Source organism: Pseudoalteromonas denitrificans DSM 6059 (genome assembly GCF_900112265.1).
GTDB lineage: Bacteria > Pseudomonadota > Gammaproteobacteria > Enterobacterales > Alteromonadaceae > Pseudoalteromonas > Pseudoalteromonas denitrificans.
Window position 1 is genome coordinate 20,125 of sequence record NZ_FOLO01000026.1, and the last position, 17,180, is coordinate 37,304.

General features: G+C 34.1%; 15 protein-coding genes. 6 read left to right on the forward strand and 9 right to left on the reverse strand.

Annotated features, from left to right (window positions below):
- From BM088_RS15375 to BM088_RS15385, 3 genes are read right to left on the reverse strand one after another with little or no spacing between them, the layout of a single operon-like run.
- Window positions 1–633, reverse strand: coding sequence for a DUF6058 family natural product biosynthesis protein (locus tag BM088_RS15375; RefSeq protein WP_091986050.1), 633 nt, complete (start codon window positions 631–633; stop codon window positions 1–3).
- The gene (locus tag BM088_RS15380) at window positions 634–975 is read right to left on the reverse strand and encodes an antibiotic biosynthesis monooxygenase family protein (RefSeq protein WP_091986055.1); all 342 of its coding nucleotides are present in this window, start codon (window positions 973–975) and stop codon (window positions 634–636) included.
- A complete protein-coding gene (locus BM088_RS15385) occupies window positions 972–1,325 on the reverse strand; it encodes an NIPSNAP family protein (RefSeq protein ID WP_091986059.1) in 354 nt (117 codons plus the stop codon). Before BM088_RS15385 ends, BM088_RS15380 begins: the two co-directional genes overlap by 4 nt.
- Before the next feature lie 83 nt (window positions 1,326–1,408).
- Here BM088_RS15385 and BM088_RS15390 point away from each other — a divergent pair, with 83 nt between their 5' ends.
- The 3 genes from BM088_RS15390 (at window position 1,409) to BM088_RS15400 (ending at window position 6,595) form a co-directional block, all read left to right on the forward strand.
- Window positions 1,409–2,113, forward strand: a complete 705-nt coding sequence (locus BM088_RS15390) for an ArsR/SmtB family transcription factor (protein ID WP_091986063.1) — start codon at window positions 1,409–1,411, stop codon at window positions 2,111–2,113.
- A gap of 322 nt (window positions 2,114–2,435) precedes the next feature.
- Window positions 2,436–5,000, forward strand: coding sequence for a TonB-dependent receptor (locus tag BM088_RS15395; protein ID WP_425439319.1), 2,565 nt, complete (start codon window positions 2,436–2,438; stop codon window positions 4,998–5,000).
- Window positions 5,001–5,224: 224 nt separating this feature from the next.
- Complete coding sequence (locus BM088_RS15400; RefSeq protein ID WP_091986070.1) at window positions 5,225–6,595, forward strand: TonB family protein; 1,371 nt, start codon at window positions 5,225–5,227, stop codon at window positions 6,593–6,595.
- On the opposite strand, the gene BM088_RS15405 is transcribed toward BM088_RS15400, so the two are convergent.
- Window positions 6,592–7,344 (reverse strand): MBL fold metallo-hydrolase, encoded by a 753-nt coding sequence (locus tag BM088_RS15405; protein WP_091986226.1) that lies wholly within the window; start codon window positions 7,342–7,344, stop codon window positions 6,592–6,594. The two genes, BM088_RS15400 and BM088_RS15405, sit on opposite strands and share 4 nt — an antisense overlap.
- A gap of 214 nt (window positions 7,345–7,558) precedes the next feature.
- Between BM088_RS15405 and BM088_RS15410 the strand changes: the two genes are divergently transcribed.
- The gene (locus BM088_RS15410) at window positions 7,559–8,305 is read left to right on the forward strand and encodes a substrate-binding periplasmic protein (RefSeq protein WP_091986073.1); all 747 of its coding nucleotides are present in this window, start codon (window positions 7,559–7,561) and stop codon (window positions 8,303–8,305) included.
- Window positions 8,306–8,343: 38 nt separating this feature from the next.
- On the opposite strand, the gene BM088_RS15415 is transcribed toward BM088_RS15410, so the two are convergent.
- Window positions 8,344–9,249 (reverse strand): HDOD domain-containing protein, encoded by a 906-nt coding sequence (locus tag BM088_RS15415; protein WP_091986079.1) that lies wholly within the window; start codon window positions 9,247–9,249, stop codon window positions 8,344–8,346.
- A gap of 197 nt (window positions 9,250–9,446) precedes the next feature.
- Between BM088_RS15415 and BM088_RS15420 the strand changes: the two genes are divergently transcribed.
- Entirely contained in the window at window positions 9,447–9,833 is a 387-nt protein-coding gene (locus BM088_RS15420) for a glycine zipper domain-containing protein (RefSeq protein ID WP_143085090.1), read from the forward strand.
- 6 nt (window positions 9,834–9,839) lie between these two features.
- Here the strand turns inward: BM088_RS15420 and BM088_RS15425 are convergent, their stop codons facing one another.
- Window positions 9,840–11,966: a winged helix-turn-helix domain-containing protein gene (locus tag BM088_RS15425; RefSeq protein ID WP_091986087.1), complete on the reverse strand. Its 2,127-nt coding sequence runs from the start codon at window positions 11,964–11,966 to the stop codon at window positions 9,840–9,842.
- A gap of 189 nt (window positions 11,967–12,155) precedes the next feature.
- Here BM088_RS15425 and BM088_RS15430 point away from each other — a divergent pair, with 189 nt between their 5' ends.
- Window positions 12,156–14,789 (forward strand): TonB-dependent receptor, encoded by a 2,634-nt coding sequence (locus BM088_RS15430; protein WP_245763837.1) that lies wholly within the window; start codon window positions 12,156–12,158, stop codon window positions 14,787–14,789.
- Window positions 14,790–14,893: 104 nt separating this feature from the next.
- On the opposite strand, the gene BM088_RS15435 is transcribed toward BM088_RS15430, so the two are convergent.
- From BM088_RS15435 to BM088_RS15445, 3 genes are read right to left on the reverse strand one after another with little or no spacing between them, the layout of a single operon-like run.
- Window positions 14,894–15,514, reverse strand: coding sequence for a response regulator (locus BM088_RS15435; protein WP_091986091.1), 621 nt, complete (start codon window positions 15,512–15,514; stop codon window positions 14,894–14,896).
- The gene (locus BM088_RS15440; protein ID WP_091986094.1) at window positions 15,507–16,631 is read right to left on the reverse strand and encodes a sensor histidine kinase; all 1,125 of its coding nucleotides are present in this window, start codon (window positions 16,629–16,631) and stop codon (window positions 15,507–15,509) included. Before BM088_RS15440 ends, BM088_RS15435 begins: the two co-directional genes overlap by 8 nt.
- A 58-nt stretch (window positions 16,632–16,689) precedes the next feature.
- Entirely contained in the window at window positions 16,690–17,151 is a 462-nt protein-coding gene (locus BM088_RS15445; protein WP_091986097.1) for a DUF2141 domain-containing protein, read from the reverse strand.
- Window positions 17,152–17,180 lie beyond the last annotated feature (29 nt).

Genomic DNA, 17,180 nt, shown 5'->3' on the forward strand with positions numbered 1-17,180 from the left:
TTAAGTTAATTGATATTTTTCGCGCACCTGATCTATGAGTTTATGTCTTGAACTTCGAAGTCTCTCATGAGGTGCAAATAATGCGCTAGATAAATCTAATAAATTAACAGCACTTTCAAGCTTTGATAAGTCTGATATATTTAGCTCGCCATGTATTATGAGTTCGTTAATGATTATCACGGCAAGCTCTTTTGAGGCGATATCTTCAGGCATGCCTGATTGTGTACATAAACCATAAATACCCTTTAAAAAATGGCTCCACTCTTGTGCTATATGGCTGTTTAGCACTTGCGCCGGCATTGTATTGCTTGATAAAAAACCTTGTTCAGCTAAGTGTATTAATTGAGACTTATAGCGCTCAGTAAACAATAACTTTGCCGACGTTTCATCTTTAATTTCTGATATTTCACCTAACCAGGTTAAATAACCTTTAGCATAATATTCAGTGCATTGTGCGTTATCATAATCACCAAAAAAAGAGTAACCGCTTATAGATAAATCTATTTTATAAGATGCTAAAGGCATCATTTTTTTCTGTTGAAACGTATTAAAGTCAGCTTCATTTATACCACTTAATTCAAGTAACTGTGATTTTGTATAAAAATATTGGTTTAAATAATTAAGTAACTGCATTTATATTTCTTCCTTTAAATCATCAGGGGTTTGCGATCTATCATGCATGCCATAGTCACGTAAAACACTGGCAACTCTTAATCTGTAATTTTCAAAAATAGTATTTCGACCTTTAGCTTGTGCATTTTTATGACATATATTATTTCGCCAAGTTTTTACTGCATTTTCATCTTGCCAAAAAGACAGGGATAGATATTTGGTATCCGTTGTTAGGCTTTGAAACCTTTCAATTGATATAAACCCTGACACACCTTGTAAATTGTGTTTCAACTCCCCTGCTAACTTTAAATAGTGATTTTTTTGAATTGCTTTTGGTTCTACTTCAAAAATAACGGCTATCATTTAACGACTCCAGCAGCTTGTTTATAGGTTTGTGGTATTATTTTTAAAAAAGATCTATTTTCCTCTATGATAAATTGCTGTGCTTGTGCCATTGAAAAATTAGCAAAGCCTTTGTCATCATTTTTTAATCTTGCGCGATAATTTTCATAATCGGCCAAACTATTAAAGCTAATTAACCCATAAGCAATATCGTTTGTGCTTTCATGAGGCAAAAAATATCCTAATAAATCACCACCACACCGTGGAATGATCTCTCCCCAGTTTTTAGCGTATTGCTCAAATTCTTTTATCTTAAAAGGGTTAATTTTATATTGAATAAAACAAGTGATTTTTTGATTGTCATTGTGCATTAAGATTGCCTCTTATTTAGTTTTCAGGCAGTCTAACGTCTATTAAAATTGATGCTTCGATGTACATCGTACTATGGAATTAAATGAGCAATTCAAATGAACCTAATATCGCTATTATTGCTAATTTAATAGGTGATAATGCCCGAGCAAAAATGTTAACGGCACTAATGGGTGGCAAAGCACTTACAGCAACAGAGCTGGCACTAGAAGCTGATATTTCATCTCAAACTGCCAGTAGTCACTTAGCAAAATTGGTAGAGGGTCAATTATTAGTAGTGAGAAAACAAGGACGCCATAAATATTTTCAGCTACAAAATGCATCAATTGCACAACTATTAGAAACCCTGCTCAATATTTCTATTGATTTACCTCAAGCAAGAGTCAAAACAGGCCCGAATGATTTAAGCTTACGACAAGCACGTATTTGTTATGATCATTTAGCTGGTGAACTGGGTGTAAAAATTTATGATGCCCTGATCAAACATAAATATATTATCGATAATGGTGAACAAACCGTACTGACTGTACTTGGTCAAAGCTATTTCGAATCCATCGGCTTTGATTTTATAGCACTTAAAAAATCAAAACGCCCTTTATGTAAATCTTGTTTAGATTGGAGCGAAAGACGAAACCATTTAGCGGGCACTTTAGGACAATGGATTTTAAATGATATGTTTGATAAAAATTGGGCGAAGAGAGCACTCGACTCTAGAGCTATCAATATTAGTAGTAAAGGCCTTAAAAAAATCACACAAACATATAAAATTAAATTAAAAAAACACGTTTAAGGTACAATAAAATAAAAAAAAGTAATAAATAAGGTTAACTTATTAGTAAAAATTCAGATATTTAAAAACTAATAAGAAATTTAACAAGTTGTTTTTTAAACTAAAAAACAAACAAAGCTATAGTTTCACAACTTTTCACTTCAATTCAAGACCCGTCACATATTTTAAGTTACAAAAAGTAGCGCAAACGTTAATACGATTATTTTCAAGCATAGTTTTAGTTTTGATTTTCGTCGTTTTCAGACAAGAAAGGGTAAATTAAAAAACCATAATTTAATGACCTAACGCTTGCTTATCTTATAAAATAACAAGGGGAATGAGAGTGCCACAATTAAAACTAAGTAAATTACATTTAGCAATCAGTATTGGATTAATAAGCTCTGGTCTAGGGCTTTCACCATTAGCTTTAGCAGAAAATACAAATGCAAAAACCGATGAAGTAGAAGTAATCGAAGTAAGAGGTATTAGAGGAAGTGTTGTAAAATCTATCAATACAAAACGGTATGCAACTTCAGTTGTAGATGCCGTAACGGCTGAAGATATTGGTAAATTTCCAGATCAAAATGTAGCAGAATCATTGCAGCGCATTACCGGTGTTTCTATCTCACGTAACTTTGGAGAAGGAGAGCGGATCAGTATTCGTGGTACAACCGAAAGCCAAAACCGTACTTTATTAAACGGCCAAGCCGTAGGCTCTGCTGACTGGTGGACTAACTCTGCAGCCAGTCGTGGTTTTAACTACACTATGTTACCTTCAGAAATTGTATCTGGGCTTGAAGTTTACAAATCTCCCGAAGCGGATATAGATGAAGGGTCAATTGGCGGAACGGTTATAGTCAAAACACGTAAACCGCTTGACCTTGAATCAAATAAACTTGCGGGCTCATTTCTTGCTCAGCATAGTGAAGTGTCTGGTGAAACGGATCCTCAATTATCAGGCATGTATAGTTGGAAAAATAATGAAGAGACAATCGGAGCATTAGTTTCTGTTGTACGTCAGCAAAGAAACCTGCGCCGTGATGGCATTGAAGCTTGGAGTTGGGCTTCACGTGATATCACTATGGCTGATGGTACGGTTCATGAAGATGTATATAGTTCAGGTGGTGGTGGTTCAGCAATGTTTTTGCAAGAACGTATTCGCACTGGAGTTAACTTAACACTACAATATCGTCCGACTGACACTTTAGACATTACTTTCAATGCACTAGATTCAACTTTAGAAGCCAACAACGAGAATCAAAATTTCTTATGGCTTCCAGGATATGGCGGATCTGAGTATACAGATATCACCTTAATTGAACATGATAAAGCAGGCATTATGGCCACTGCGGGTACTTTTGGTTTATCACCTGATGGTAATAATATTCTTGATGAAACCAAAGTACGTAATTCTGAATTAAAAACAAAATCTTATGATTTAAAAATCGATCATGAGGGTGAAATATGGCGCTCAAGTTTACACTTAGGGTATACAAAAGGCAGTGGTGGTTCATCAGCAGATCGTAGTGTAGGCTGGGAAGGTAACTTTGTTCACAGTTATGATGTTTCATCGACCCAAGATATTAAAACCCAGTATAGCGCCGACCCTAGTGATGGTAAAAACTGGGATCTAGGTTTTTTACGTTATGACAGTAATGATGCCAAAGATGATGAAAGTTATTTTCAGTTAGACTTTGACCGTGACATTGATATCTCTGTTTTCAGTAATATTAAGCTAGGCATGAAATACAGAGATCACTCCCGCTTTAATACCAAACATACCACAGATGCCAAAACGCAATTAGGGTGGAATTTAGCCGATTATTCATTGACTATGCCATCAGATTATCAATCCGATATTGGCTCTTCTGGTACATTAAAAAATTATGCCATAACAGATTCAAATAAAATACGCACACAAGGTGATGCTTTAGATTGGGATTATCAAATTTTAAAAGCGAGCACCTTTGATATTAATGAAAAAATTACAGCAGCTTACGCTAAAGCAACAATTGATGTTGAAGGCATGCGTGGTAACCTTGGAATACGTTTAGTACAAACACAACAATCATCAGGAGCTTATGAAGGGGCATCTGGTAATGAAGTATGGATTGTAAAAGATAAAGACTATTTTGATGTTTTACCAAGTTTGAACCTTGCAATAGATCTTGATGATGATTTAGTCCTTAGAATTGCTGCTGCACGTGTTATGGCGCGTCCTGATTATAACTCAATGACAGCATCTACCTCATATAACCTTGAGACACAAACAGGCACAGGTGGTAACTCAGATATTGACCCCTATCGTGCAACTCAATTTGATACAGGTATAGAGTGGTACTTTAGTGATGCAGGTATTTTTTCAGCTGCATTTTTCCACAAAGACATTCAATCATTCATCGATAGACCAGCCGCTTTTGAAGTTCACCAAGGGGTTGAAGTTCGTATTAGTCGACCAGTTAATGGTAAAGGCGGTACGATACAAGGGTTAGAACTAGGTATTCAACAAGAACTTTATCAAGGGTTTGGTATATCTGCAAATTATACCTTTGTTGATGGTGAAGCCAAAAATGCCACAGGTGAAGACATTACGATCCCAGGAAATTCAGAACATACGATTAATCTAAGTTCTTATTATGAAAATGAAGTAATCAGTGGCCGAATTTCTTACAATTATCGTAGCGGTTATGACTCAGGTTTTGATTGGCCTGGTTACATAGATGCATATGGCCAAGTTGATGCTAATGTCACTTATAATATTAATGAAAATTTAGCTTTCGTATTAGAAGCTATTAATCTAACAAATGAACATACGTTTAGTTATCAAGAAAAGGGACTTAAACAAGCACTAACCGGTGTTTACTCAGACGGTCGCCGCTTTGTTGCTGGTATTAGATTTAACTTTTAATTCCGTCATATCATTTGCTAACACAGGTATAAGACATTGATATGGATGGCCTCCCTTGCCTGCCCGCAAGGGTTAGCAGTTAGTTTTTAGCTAACTGCTTTTTTATTTTTAATAATGATGTCACTCTATTTCAAAATGTATGTTCAAGTTAATTAAGCTATATTCCACATAATCATTCAGTTACAATATAAAACCATAAATTATTATTAGGATATTAAGCTCAGGTGAATTTAAGATTATTGCTTTTAATTAGTTGTTTAATACTGTTTTCAAACAGAATTAAAGCTGACTTATTATCCGCAAGCTTACATTACCACCAAGCTAATTATGTACTTGCATTTAAGCAATTTAGTCAACTTGCCAAACTAGGCAACAAAGATGCAATCTATAACATTGCAGTTATGTATTTACATGGCCAAGGCGTTGATAAAAATATTATTAAAGCGCACTCTTGGTTTTTACTTGCCGCCGACTATGGTTTATCCGATGCAAGCCAATACGCGGCATTAATATCCACTCAAGTTGCGAATAAAACAGCGCTCGAAGAAAGCTACAAAACACTGGCCCAAAAACATTCCTACCAAACTTTTTCGAAACAATTATTACCTATTTTTGACGATACACAAAGCAGCCTGTTAATTCCTAAAAAACACTATACAGTTGATGCAAAATACCCTGAACAAGCTTACAAAAAAGGATTAGAAGGCTGGGTTTGGCTTGAGTTTGACATAGATGATAATGGGGCCGTTAAAGATATTGAAATATTAGATTCATATCCTAATAAAACCTTTAATCGTGCAATTGTTAATGCTGTACGTCGTTGGCAATATCAACCTTATTTACAAGCAGGAATTGCCACGACTTTTTACAACCGATCTTTGTTATATCATTTTACAACTTATAAAGGAAAACGATACAAACAAAGTTTTGCCAACCAACAAAAGCAATATCAAACAAAAATTAACAAACTGATCGAACAGGCTGAACAAGGCAATGCTTTAGTGCAATATTACATTGCTAATTGGATGAGTGCTGATGAACACAATGCAACTCGTTTATTAAAATATCATTGGCATCAAGATAATGCAGGATCAGATTTATTATTAAAATCGGCAAGTAATGGTTTTGCTAACTCTCAGTATCGCCTAGGCTCTAATTTATTACGTGGTGAGTATACACAACAAGATAGAAAAAAAGGCATGAATTGGATATTACTTGCTGCGCAAAACGGATTTGCGCCAGCACAATATAGGCTAGGTAGAGAGCTTCTTAACGATCAATTTATTGAATACAATAAAAGTAAAGCAATCGCTTGGTTAAAGGTAGCCAGCGAACAAAATTATTTTCGCGCAATCAGAGATTTAAGCTCACTATATATATCAAATAAAAACATATCCCAAAATACCCTTAATTTAATTGAAAAAGGGTTAGCGTTAGACGATACCCATCCTGAATTATTATTAAATAAAGCTAAGATCCATTTACTCAAAAATGAACTTGAACTTGCAAAAAAATTATCAAGTTTAGCCTTAGGTTCAGCTGAGTCCAGAGGTGTGTCCACTGTAAGTATTAATCAATTTATCTCTAAGCTTTAGGAACGATTAGCTAAAGTATTTTTTATTCTTGCCTTAACTGAACGCCAGTGGGTTTTAGGTATTTTAGGAGCTTTTGATAACAAATATTGGTATTGCGCTTTTGTCGGTTTCACTTCTCCACCATGGGCTAATATAATGCTGTTAGGCTTTAAATTAATGATTTTATTTACAGAAGCTCTATAACGATTAGGGTAAAACACTGGAAATGGAGGAATGAAATGTCCTTTTACAGTGACCATTAAATCTGCAACATAAATTTTATTACTTGGAATATGATGTAAAGAAATATCTCTATCTGTATGCCCCTGAGTTGACAATGAAACCCAATCCTCAAACCCTGGTAATGCTTCACCTTCATCTAATTTATGATCCGCATTTAGCTTTCTTGAGTACCATACTCGTTTCATCGGTTTATTCAGCCGTTTGGCAACCCATTTTGCGAGTAAAATATCTGTAAAGTGCATAAGCCAACCCTCAATACCAGCATACCAATGCCCCTTAACATTAGAGGTGGCAATGTGACAACCAGTTAATGATCTGAGCTTATGAGCAGCACCCGCATGATCAGGATGCATATGCGTAACAACGACAAGTTTTAAGTCACTAAAAGAACGCTGCAATGTATCAGTTATAAATATTTCTAAAGCAGATATATCAGCTCTGCAACAACCATCTAATAATAAAAGTTTATCTGGGTATTCAACTAAATAGATAGACTGGATATAACCTTCTAATTTATGTAATTTCATATTGAGTTGTATATTCATATTTATGTTCGTTTAAAGAACTAGCAATAAAAAATAATTATGCACTAACTGGTCTGACCTTTCCAGTATTCCCTCTAGCATAATAAAAATACTTTAAAAAACACATTCTCCAAAAAATAAAATACTTCTATACTATGAACATATATATATTCACATAAGTTTTTAGCTAAATAAAACAACTAAATTGGAATAATCAATGAAGATAGTATTTATTATATTTTTATGTTTTGTTACCTACGCCCCCTTAGCTAAAAGTTTAAATGTAGGCTTTAAATCTTATCCTCCTTTTAATTATTACAGTAAAGATCAAAAGCTTGTTGGGCTAGATGTCGATATTTTAAGTGCGGTTGCAAAACAAGCCAATTTATCGATAAATTACCGTGAAACCCCCTGGAGAAGAACCTTAAAATACCTTCGTACAGGTGACATCAATTTAACTATGGGTGCTTCTTATAGCAAAGAAAGAGAAAAATATGCGCATTTTAGTCATGCATATCGTACTGAGAAAGTGAGTTTATTTGTCAAAAGAGGCTCAACTAATCAAATAACAATCACTTCTTTATCTGATCTTGCCAAAAGTAATTATAAATTTGGGATTTCTGATGGATATTATTATGGTCCACAATTTCAAAAACTATATCTAGATAATAATTTTCGCGCACATATTAATTCCGTTGTTGACTTAGAACAAAATGTACAAATGTTACTTAACAATCGCATTGATGGTTTTCTTGCAGATACCGCATCTATGCAGTTTTTTATTAAACAAAATATCAAATTAGGCCAATTTGAAATGCACCCTTTAGAGATATACCAAGCTAATATTTATATTATGTTAAGCCGAGCTAAGCATTCAAAAGAAAGTGTAAATAAAATAAATAAGGCAATTCAAGTTATTAAAAATAATGGTCAATTAGATAAAATTTTAAAACACTGGCAGTAATTTAACATTAAAACATACGCGTTTTAATATTCTCATTTTTAAAGAGGGGGGAGTTCCATCAACTTGTTAAGACATGAAGTCACTTGATCTTCACTAATATTTTCATTTGAAATCTCTTCAATAGCAGATACCAAAGTCAATTTATTATTTTCAATTAATAAATTAGCTTCACTTATTTTATTAGCAAGACTGAGTATATGACTGAATACATCTTCATCACCTTTTACTTGCTGTTCAAGTGAATCCTGTATCTTAATTGGTAATTGCCAGTTTTTTGAAATTTCAACGGATAATAATAGTGAGTGCTTTGCTAATGCTTGCTTAAATTGGTTACTTCCTAAAAAACTAAAAGAATCAATTTCATTTAATTGTTGGCTAATGCACTCAAATACAACAACTTTTCCTAAATCATGTACTAACCCCATAAGGTAACAATGAAACTGACTTATATTATCTGCATCTTTGCTGAGCATCTTGCAAAGTACAGCGGTTTCTAACGAATGCTGCCAAATCAAAGAACCAAATAATTTAAAATGGTATAAGTTCACCCTAAAAATCCCCTTAACTAATAAAGGGATCACTATGCAGTTAATGTTATCCAAACCGAGTACTGCAATAGCCTTAGCAAGGGTTTCAATAGGTTTTTTTGTATGTTTGTAATAAGCACTATTTGCTAGGCTCAATAATTTAGAAGCTAATATCGGGTCTTTGTTTAATAAAGCTTCTATTTTTAAAAAGTCAGTTTTTTCACTCTCAAGCTCTACCATTAATTCTGAAAAAACTTCAGGTAATGAAGAAATATAAGAGTTAATTTTCTCTGTCTCTATCAGTAAGTTTTCTATCCTGTTAATAATGCCGACTTCAAACTCATTCATAGTGTCATGGTGGACAATGTTTTGGCCAAACATCATGTCAAAAATAACTGTATTTGTTATATTTTTCATTAATTTATTCGCCTGATAAACTTAAAATCAATATGCCCTGATGGATAATGCTATTTACTCATTAAAGTATAGAAGTGAATACAAACTTGACTCAATTTATATAAAGAATCATTGACATCTTTTTCATTCATTTACCATTCAGTTTCACTGAACTAAGTTTAATAGAGTTCTCCTTAATTGAATTTGGGATATAAACCATGAATAATATCAATTTTGAAACCAGCCAAGCGTTCATAAAAACAATCACCATTACAAGCTTCATTCTTCTGAGTGCCTGCGCCAATAAAACCCCCATAGTTGATACCAAAGGCATAGATATCGCGGCCTATGAAAGAGATTTATCTGAATGTCAACACTATGCAAACCAGGTCAATACTGGTGAAGCTGCAGCAAAACAAGGTGCTGTTGGCGCAGTAACAGGCGCTGTATTAGGAGCTATCATTGGCAATCGTACAACGGTAGGTCAAGGTGCAGGAGTTGGTGCCGTGTCAGGTTCAGTTAGAGGGGGACAAAAAGCCGAACACAAGAAAGAACACGTCATTAGAAACTGTTTAAAAGGCAGAGGTTATCGCGTTTTAGGGTAAAGGTATTTACTGTGTTTTTTTACTGTGTAGTACTATGTCCATTTCAACACCTTCTACACGTGAATAAACCACATTCTTAGCATCTTTTGAACTCGAAACAGTTAGCGGCACATTAATATCATGCTCATATACTCCAATTTGGCTGATCTCTTGATTAATTTGACCATCAAAAAGGTAAAGGTATAAAAAGAGTTTATGCCCTTGTTTCAATACATAATATATCCCAACATCTGTTATTGCTGGACGATATAAATGAATAGACGAAGGTAAAGCATTTAAAATATAAGGATCATCTATTTGTGCACTTAAATATGTGTGAATTTTTGCTCTATAATCGGAAAACGAAGGATTCAATTTTTTTATAGCTAAAAGGGCATCTGACTGTTTATTAACGCCTTCTGATATCACTTTTGCTTCTAAATGATTATTAGCCAACTGCAAATCATATAACCAATTTTGCCATTGTGAGCCTTCATTTTTTGCCATATAGTGAATCTTACGACCATTTTTAGACCACACAATCTCTTCCACCCCCTTGAATCCAGATATTATTGGCACTAACTTTTTCGAAAATGTATTTATTAAATAAACATTATGATCTGTATCAGCGACCAATAAATTATCCCCATTTGGCGACCATAATAAATAATCCACTGTAATATTCTCAGGTAAATTGGCAATCACAGAAGCTGCTTTTTTTTGTTTGTGTTTCAGCCAAATTTCAATATATCTAAAGCCATTTAAACTTCGCCTTTGATAGGAGACAAATGCCGTTTGTAAACCATCATCTGATATTGCAGGAAGTACATCTAAACGCGCAGAAGATGATAATTGTACCTTGCTATTCGTTTTGTGTTTTTTAAAAGGCGATACTGATAAGTCATATAAATTAACACTTGTTGTGCCTTCACTATGTGCAATCATGCCAGTAATTGGATTAATATCTAAGTCAGCTATAAAGCCAGATGGTTCATGAATAACACGCTTTTCACCTGATGAAGGGTAATGTCTGAGTGCCTCATTGCCTATCCAAAACCCTGTTTGTTCTAAATCCCAATTTAGCCCCCAAAAAACTTGTTTTGAGCGCAATAATATTACGGAGCTATTGTCGACTAAGTTCACCTTGCTTAACTCGAAATCTTGCTCTGACTTTTGAACAATGAGCATATTTTTATTTGCATTAAAATCCATTTCAATCGGTTGAAACTCTTCATATAACTTTCGCTTGAGCTCTTTTGGATAACCCTGTTCATTTAACGTTATTTCGACTAATTTAGGCGAGCCATGATGCCACTCACTACTATATAAGGTCGAGGCCACAGGCCAATGTAACTTGCTTCGTCTAAAGCCAGCTTGACAGTCAGCCATATGAAAGTCGGGACTTAAACGCCATGTTTCTACAGGATTAATAACCGACATTACTCGAATAGTGCAACTAATAGGATCGTGGCGATAATACGCAAGCCACTTACCATCCGGTGACCAAACAGGCGCCTGTTCACTATAACCTGAGTTTTTTATTGCATGTAAGGCTTTGCTTTTTCCATCATAAACAACTAAATCCATTTGGCTTCTATTTCTGTCTGTTTGGCTAAAAGCCAAATATCGCCCATCAGGAGAATATCTTAAAAAAACTTCAGCTCCTGGTACCGAAGTTAATCTACTTTGATATTGGTATTTATTTTTAGGTGACTTGTCAGGTGAAAGTAATTGCCATGTCTTGTTCAACATCAAGCCTATAATCAAACCTGTTAATAAACATAAGCCTAAAGTTGATTTATTTGTTGACGAGACTGAGGTTTGCCTTTTCACCTCCACTTGCGCAATAAGTTGGTAACCAAATCTTGGTACTGTTTTTATAAACGTAGGCGTGCCTTTATCATCCAGTAAGGTTTTTCTCAACTGGGTTATAAGTTGGCTCACAGAGTTATCGCTTACAATCACCTCGGGCCAAATTTCTTGCATTATTTTGTCACGAGAGAGTGCCTTTCCCCGGTTATCAATTAACAATTTTAATAACAAAATTTGTTTTGCTTCTACACCATACCAAACTTCATTGATTTGCACTTTTAAAGCAGCAAAATCAACTTCAATGTCATTTAATTTGACTTTGTTGGAGAGTTCAATTGGCATATTCAAAAAATATTTACATTCGTTATCAGCTGGTTAATTAGTTAAACTCAGAGTATTATGGGTGAAAGTTCATTTTATGCTTGTTCTGTTTTCATATCAATGAATACTAACATTAAAAACAAGCACTTATAATTATCAAAAATAAAAAGTTCAGTATAAAGTTCAAATAACAATAATAAAGGCAAGGCCATGAAACCATTTATAAAATGCTCTTTAATCCTCATGAATTTGATTTTTATACTATTTTATCAACCTTCATATGCCAATACTAAAAACGAAACACTTCACAAAAAACCCTCTACGAGTCTACTAGAAACGATTCAAATTCGGGGTATCTATGACAGCGTTGTCAGATCTTTAAATGATAAACGTACCGCAAGCTCAATTTCCGATGTGATCAACGCCGAAGATATTGGCAAATTTCCAGATAAAAATGTTGCTGAATCTCTTCAACGTATTACGGGTATTTCACTAACACGTGTAATGGGTGAAGGTAAACGTATCGGTGTACGAGGCACAACCCCTGGGCAAAACAAAACCTATTTTAATAATCAAAATATTGCTTCTGCTGATTGGTGGATTTCATCACAACCAAATCGAGGTTTTAATTTTACTATGCTACCTGCAGAGCTGGTGTCATCTTTAGAAGTCATTAAAACCCCACAGGCAGATCAAGATGAAGGCTCTTTAGGCGCCGCTATCAATATAACAACCCACCAACCCTTGAATACAGATGACGGTAAGTTTATTTCAACCTTACACTATCAATACAACGACCTTTCTAGAAAGTTTGACCCGCAATTTTCTTCTTTATATAACTGGCACAATGATACCCGTGATTTGGGCATTTTAATCTCATTTGTCCACCAAGAACGAGCACTACGCCGTGATGGTCTAGAATCTTGGGGATGGCATAATGAAAACTATCATAAAAATACACAGGGAAACTTAATTCCAACAAAAGATCAAAAGGCTCACTTAACCAACATTTGGACCCCTGGTGGTGGTGGCTCTGCACTTTTCCAACAAAATAGAAAACGTACCAGCGCAATACTCAGTATTGAATATCAACCTAAATTAGATTGGCATTTTAATTTAACAGGCCTTTATTCCGAATTAAATGCTGATAATACAAATCAAAATTTTTTGTGGCAGCCAAATAATGTTTTTGCCCATTCAGGTTATATCAGTGATTATGACATTATTGATAACACATTAGCATCGGCAACTTATTCAAAAGTACCAAGCGATAATGGATCAGAACAACCTTTTAATACTTCAATGGAGGCTATTTGGCGTACATCAAAAATAAATACGTTTAGTTTAGCATTAGAATTAAGTCACCAAAATACAATTTGGCATAATCAATACCAAATAGGTTTAACTAAAGCCAATGGCGGTACAAGCGAAGATAATACCTCTCAATGGTCTGCTAATACTGATTTTTCAGTTGATACACGTCAATATAAGAATATAAAAACAACTTATGATATTGCACCAACAAATGCATCCGCTTGGTTTATATCGCAAGTAAGACAAGATTCTCTCGACTCTGTTGATCAAGAAGGATATTTACAAGCTGATTTTGAGCGCCCTATTGATCACAGCCTGATCAGTGGAATCAAATTTGGTACGAAATTAAGACAACACCAACGAAAATTTATTCGAATACGCTCAACTAATGGTCATTATAACAATATTAAAAATCAACTTAATTGGACCTTATCTGACTTTTCAGGTGCAATGCCAAAAGATTTTTTATCCGATATAGGTGATGATTCAACGCTTAAAAATTATGCCTATGCAGATACTTCACTCTTAGATAAAGCATATCAAGATATCAACTTTATTAGCGCTGATGAAAAATCGAGTCGCTTTAATATCAAAGAAGATACCAGTGCAATTTATGCGAAAATCAACTTAGAAGGAGCATTTTATAATGCAAACTTAGGTTTTAGATTAATAAATACGCATCAAGTAGCAGCTGCCTATAAAAGAATTGCTTCACCCGAAAATATTAATGATAATTTTATTTGGCAAGCAACAGCTAAAAATTATAATGACTTTTTGCCAAGTATAAATATCAACTTTGATTTGAATACTGATCTCCAATTACGTTTTTCAGCTGCAAGTGTTATGGCCAGAGCGCAATACCATCACTTAATGCCTTCTACAAACTACAATGTAACTCAAGCCCAAGGCTTTGGCGGTAATCCATCACTTGACCCATACAGAGCAAATCAATTTGATTTATCCCTTGAGTGGTACTTTGAAGATGCCGGTATATTTTCTATTGCAACATTCAGTAAAGACGTAACTTCATTTATCGAAATAAGACGTCATCAGGAAATTCATGAAGACATATTAATGGCAATCGACCGACCAATTAATGGTGTAGGAGGCATGCTAAGAGGTCTTGAGATCAATTTTCAAAAAGAGCTTCTATATGGTTTAGGCTTTATAACCAATTATACTTTTGTAGATGGCTCACGTAATACCAAGAGTCAAATTGATACAGTTCCAGGAACTTCCAAACATACATTTAACTTAACTGGATATTTTGAGAATGAGTCTTTTAGTACACGGCTATCTTATAATTATAGAACTGAGTTTGCGACTGGTATAGGTGAACAAATCACGGATGATTTTGGACAGCTTGATGCCAATTTCACTTACCATTTAAATACACACTTTTCTTTAGTATTAGAAGGTATTAACTTAAATAATGAAACAACATATATTTATGAAAGAAACCAATATGCTCCCATTGCTTTATATCAAAATGGTCGTCGTTTTTATATCGGTTTAAGGGCACATTATTAACTCACCTGAACACGGAGAAAGCAATACTTTACAAAAGGTTACCAGTTACAATAGAGACGTAAAAATATTTTATATATCGTAAAATTCAATATAGATTAACTAAGCTAAATAAGTCCTTGATGAATCGCAATTAGTACAGCTCGTGTTCTGTCTCGAGTATTCAGTTTTGCAAGAATACTCGAAACATGGTTTTTAACCGTGCCTTGCGCTAAAAAAATGCTACCTGCAATTTCTTTATTTGAGAATCCTCCAGCCATCAGTTTTAATATTTGTAACTCTTTGACCGATAAGGTTTCTATTTCTGTTGTTGTATTAAGCCCTTGATCTAATTGTTTCATCACTACAGGTTCAGCGATAAAGCCACCGCTTGCTAGCGTTTTAATTGCATCAACAAGCTTATCAAGAGAAACATCTTTTAATAAAAAGCCATTTGCACCTGCTTGCAAACTTTGCATAAATAACTCGCTATCATCAAATGTTGTTAACATAAGCACAGGTTGTGCATTACCTTGTGCCCTTAATTTTTTAACCAGTTCAATGCCGTTCATTTTTGGCATTCTAATATCTAACAATAAAACATCTGGAGGGGTTTTTATTATTTCAACGAATGCTTGTTCCCCATCATCGGCTTGCCAAATAACTTCAATATCATCACTGATCGCCAATAAACCAGCAATGCCTTGACGTACAAGAAGCTGATCATCTACTAATGCAACCTTAATCATAACTGTCATCTGCCTTTATTTTTAAAATACAACCGTCTAAATTAGACGTTAATAATGCCTCACCATTAAAGTCTGCCAACCTTTCATTCATGCCAATTAAGCCACTCCCAGCATTGAGCTCACTATTTCCTCGTCCATTATCAATCAATAGAATTTCAAGCTTATTACCCACAGAGTTATTTTTTAATGAAAACTCTGTAGCATGACCATGCCTTAAACCATTGCTTATTCCTTCTTGTAAACAATACATTAACTGATATTTCAAACCTAAAGAATTCACCTTAAATTCATTTTCTATAATAAGGCGACATTTAGGGAGTTGTTCAAACAAATCAATTAAAGCCGCATTTAAATCAAATTGATCTTGTGTTCTCATTTGCTTTACAACACCTCTAACATTGTGTAATAACGCTTTTGCTTGTTCTAAATTTTGTGCCAACATCGCTTTATGCTCGCTAGGCACTTTATGCATACTTACTTCTAAATTAAGGGATAAAGCCGTTAATTGATGGCCTAAAATATCGTGTAAATCCCGAGAAATCCTTAAACGCTCTTGCTTTTTAGTCGACTCTTTTAACATAAATCTAGTTGCAAAAAGTTCTTGATTTATTGCGCTTATTTCTTCTTTTGCATGTTTTTCTCTTAAAACAATTTCAATTGTTGAAAATGCAAATACCTGTAATAAAGCAAATGTGAAAATTGTAAATATACTAAAACTAGGATCCGAAAATGTCATAACAATATAATAGCTAATATTAATTGCGAGTATAAATATCATTCCATTAAAGCGACTATATATCGCTGGTAACTGAGTTGCGATTAGACATAATAAAATAGGGGCTACTTGATATTTTCCAAAGTAAATCAAGAAAAGCACAATCAATACTTGGAAAACAATTGAGACCTTAACTTGGAGTCGACTATAAAAATCATTTGTAGAGTGCGTTGTTACAAATAATAATAAAAAGCTTAAAAGCGCAATCGCCCGCCAAATAAAGTCAAAGCCAAAACTAAATTCTTTTAGCGTAATATAAGAAATTAATGACCAAGTTAAAACACCTGAAAAATGCAATAACCAGTCTTTTTTCATTTGAACTAAATTTAAAAAACCTTTCATGATACTACTTATTAAATAAAAGTGACTCAAAGCCACTTTAAACTATATTATATTGATATTAAAATAAATTAATTTCAATATTCGTATTTTCTTTCACTAAAAATCGGGCTTCTTCATAACTAGGTTGACCAAAACGTCCTACATTATTGCTAAAACCATAATTTTCTTTAGGAATACCAAGCATATTTAAATCTAGTTTTTTATTATCATTTTCATCATGAAAAAGCTTAAGTGCGTACTCACCATTGGGTAAGTCTTTAAAACTAAGAACTTCGTGTTCGCCATTGACTTTTAACATTGACGACCACCCTGCTTTATTTTGTTTGTATGACTCACTTCCTGAAAATAAAGCCACCATTAAATGCCCTTCATTAATATTAATGTCTTTCACATTAATTGTTAGTTCAGCAGCCATCACATTACTGGATAACAATGCAATAATAGAAACCGATGATAAACCTGATATTAAAAGGCTTGTGATAGCAAGTTGAGATGTTTTTTTAATAAAAGTATTAAGCATAATAAAATCCTGTATTAATAATGACGTTT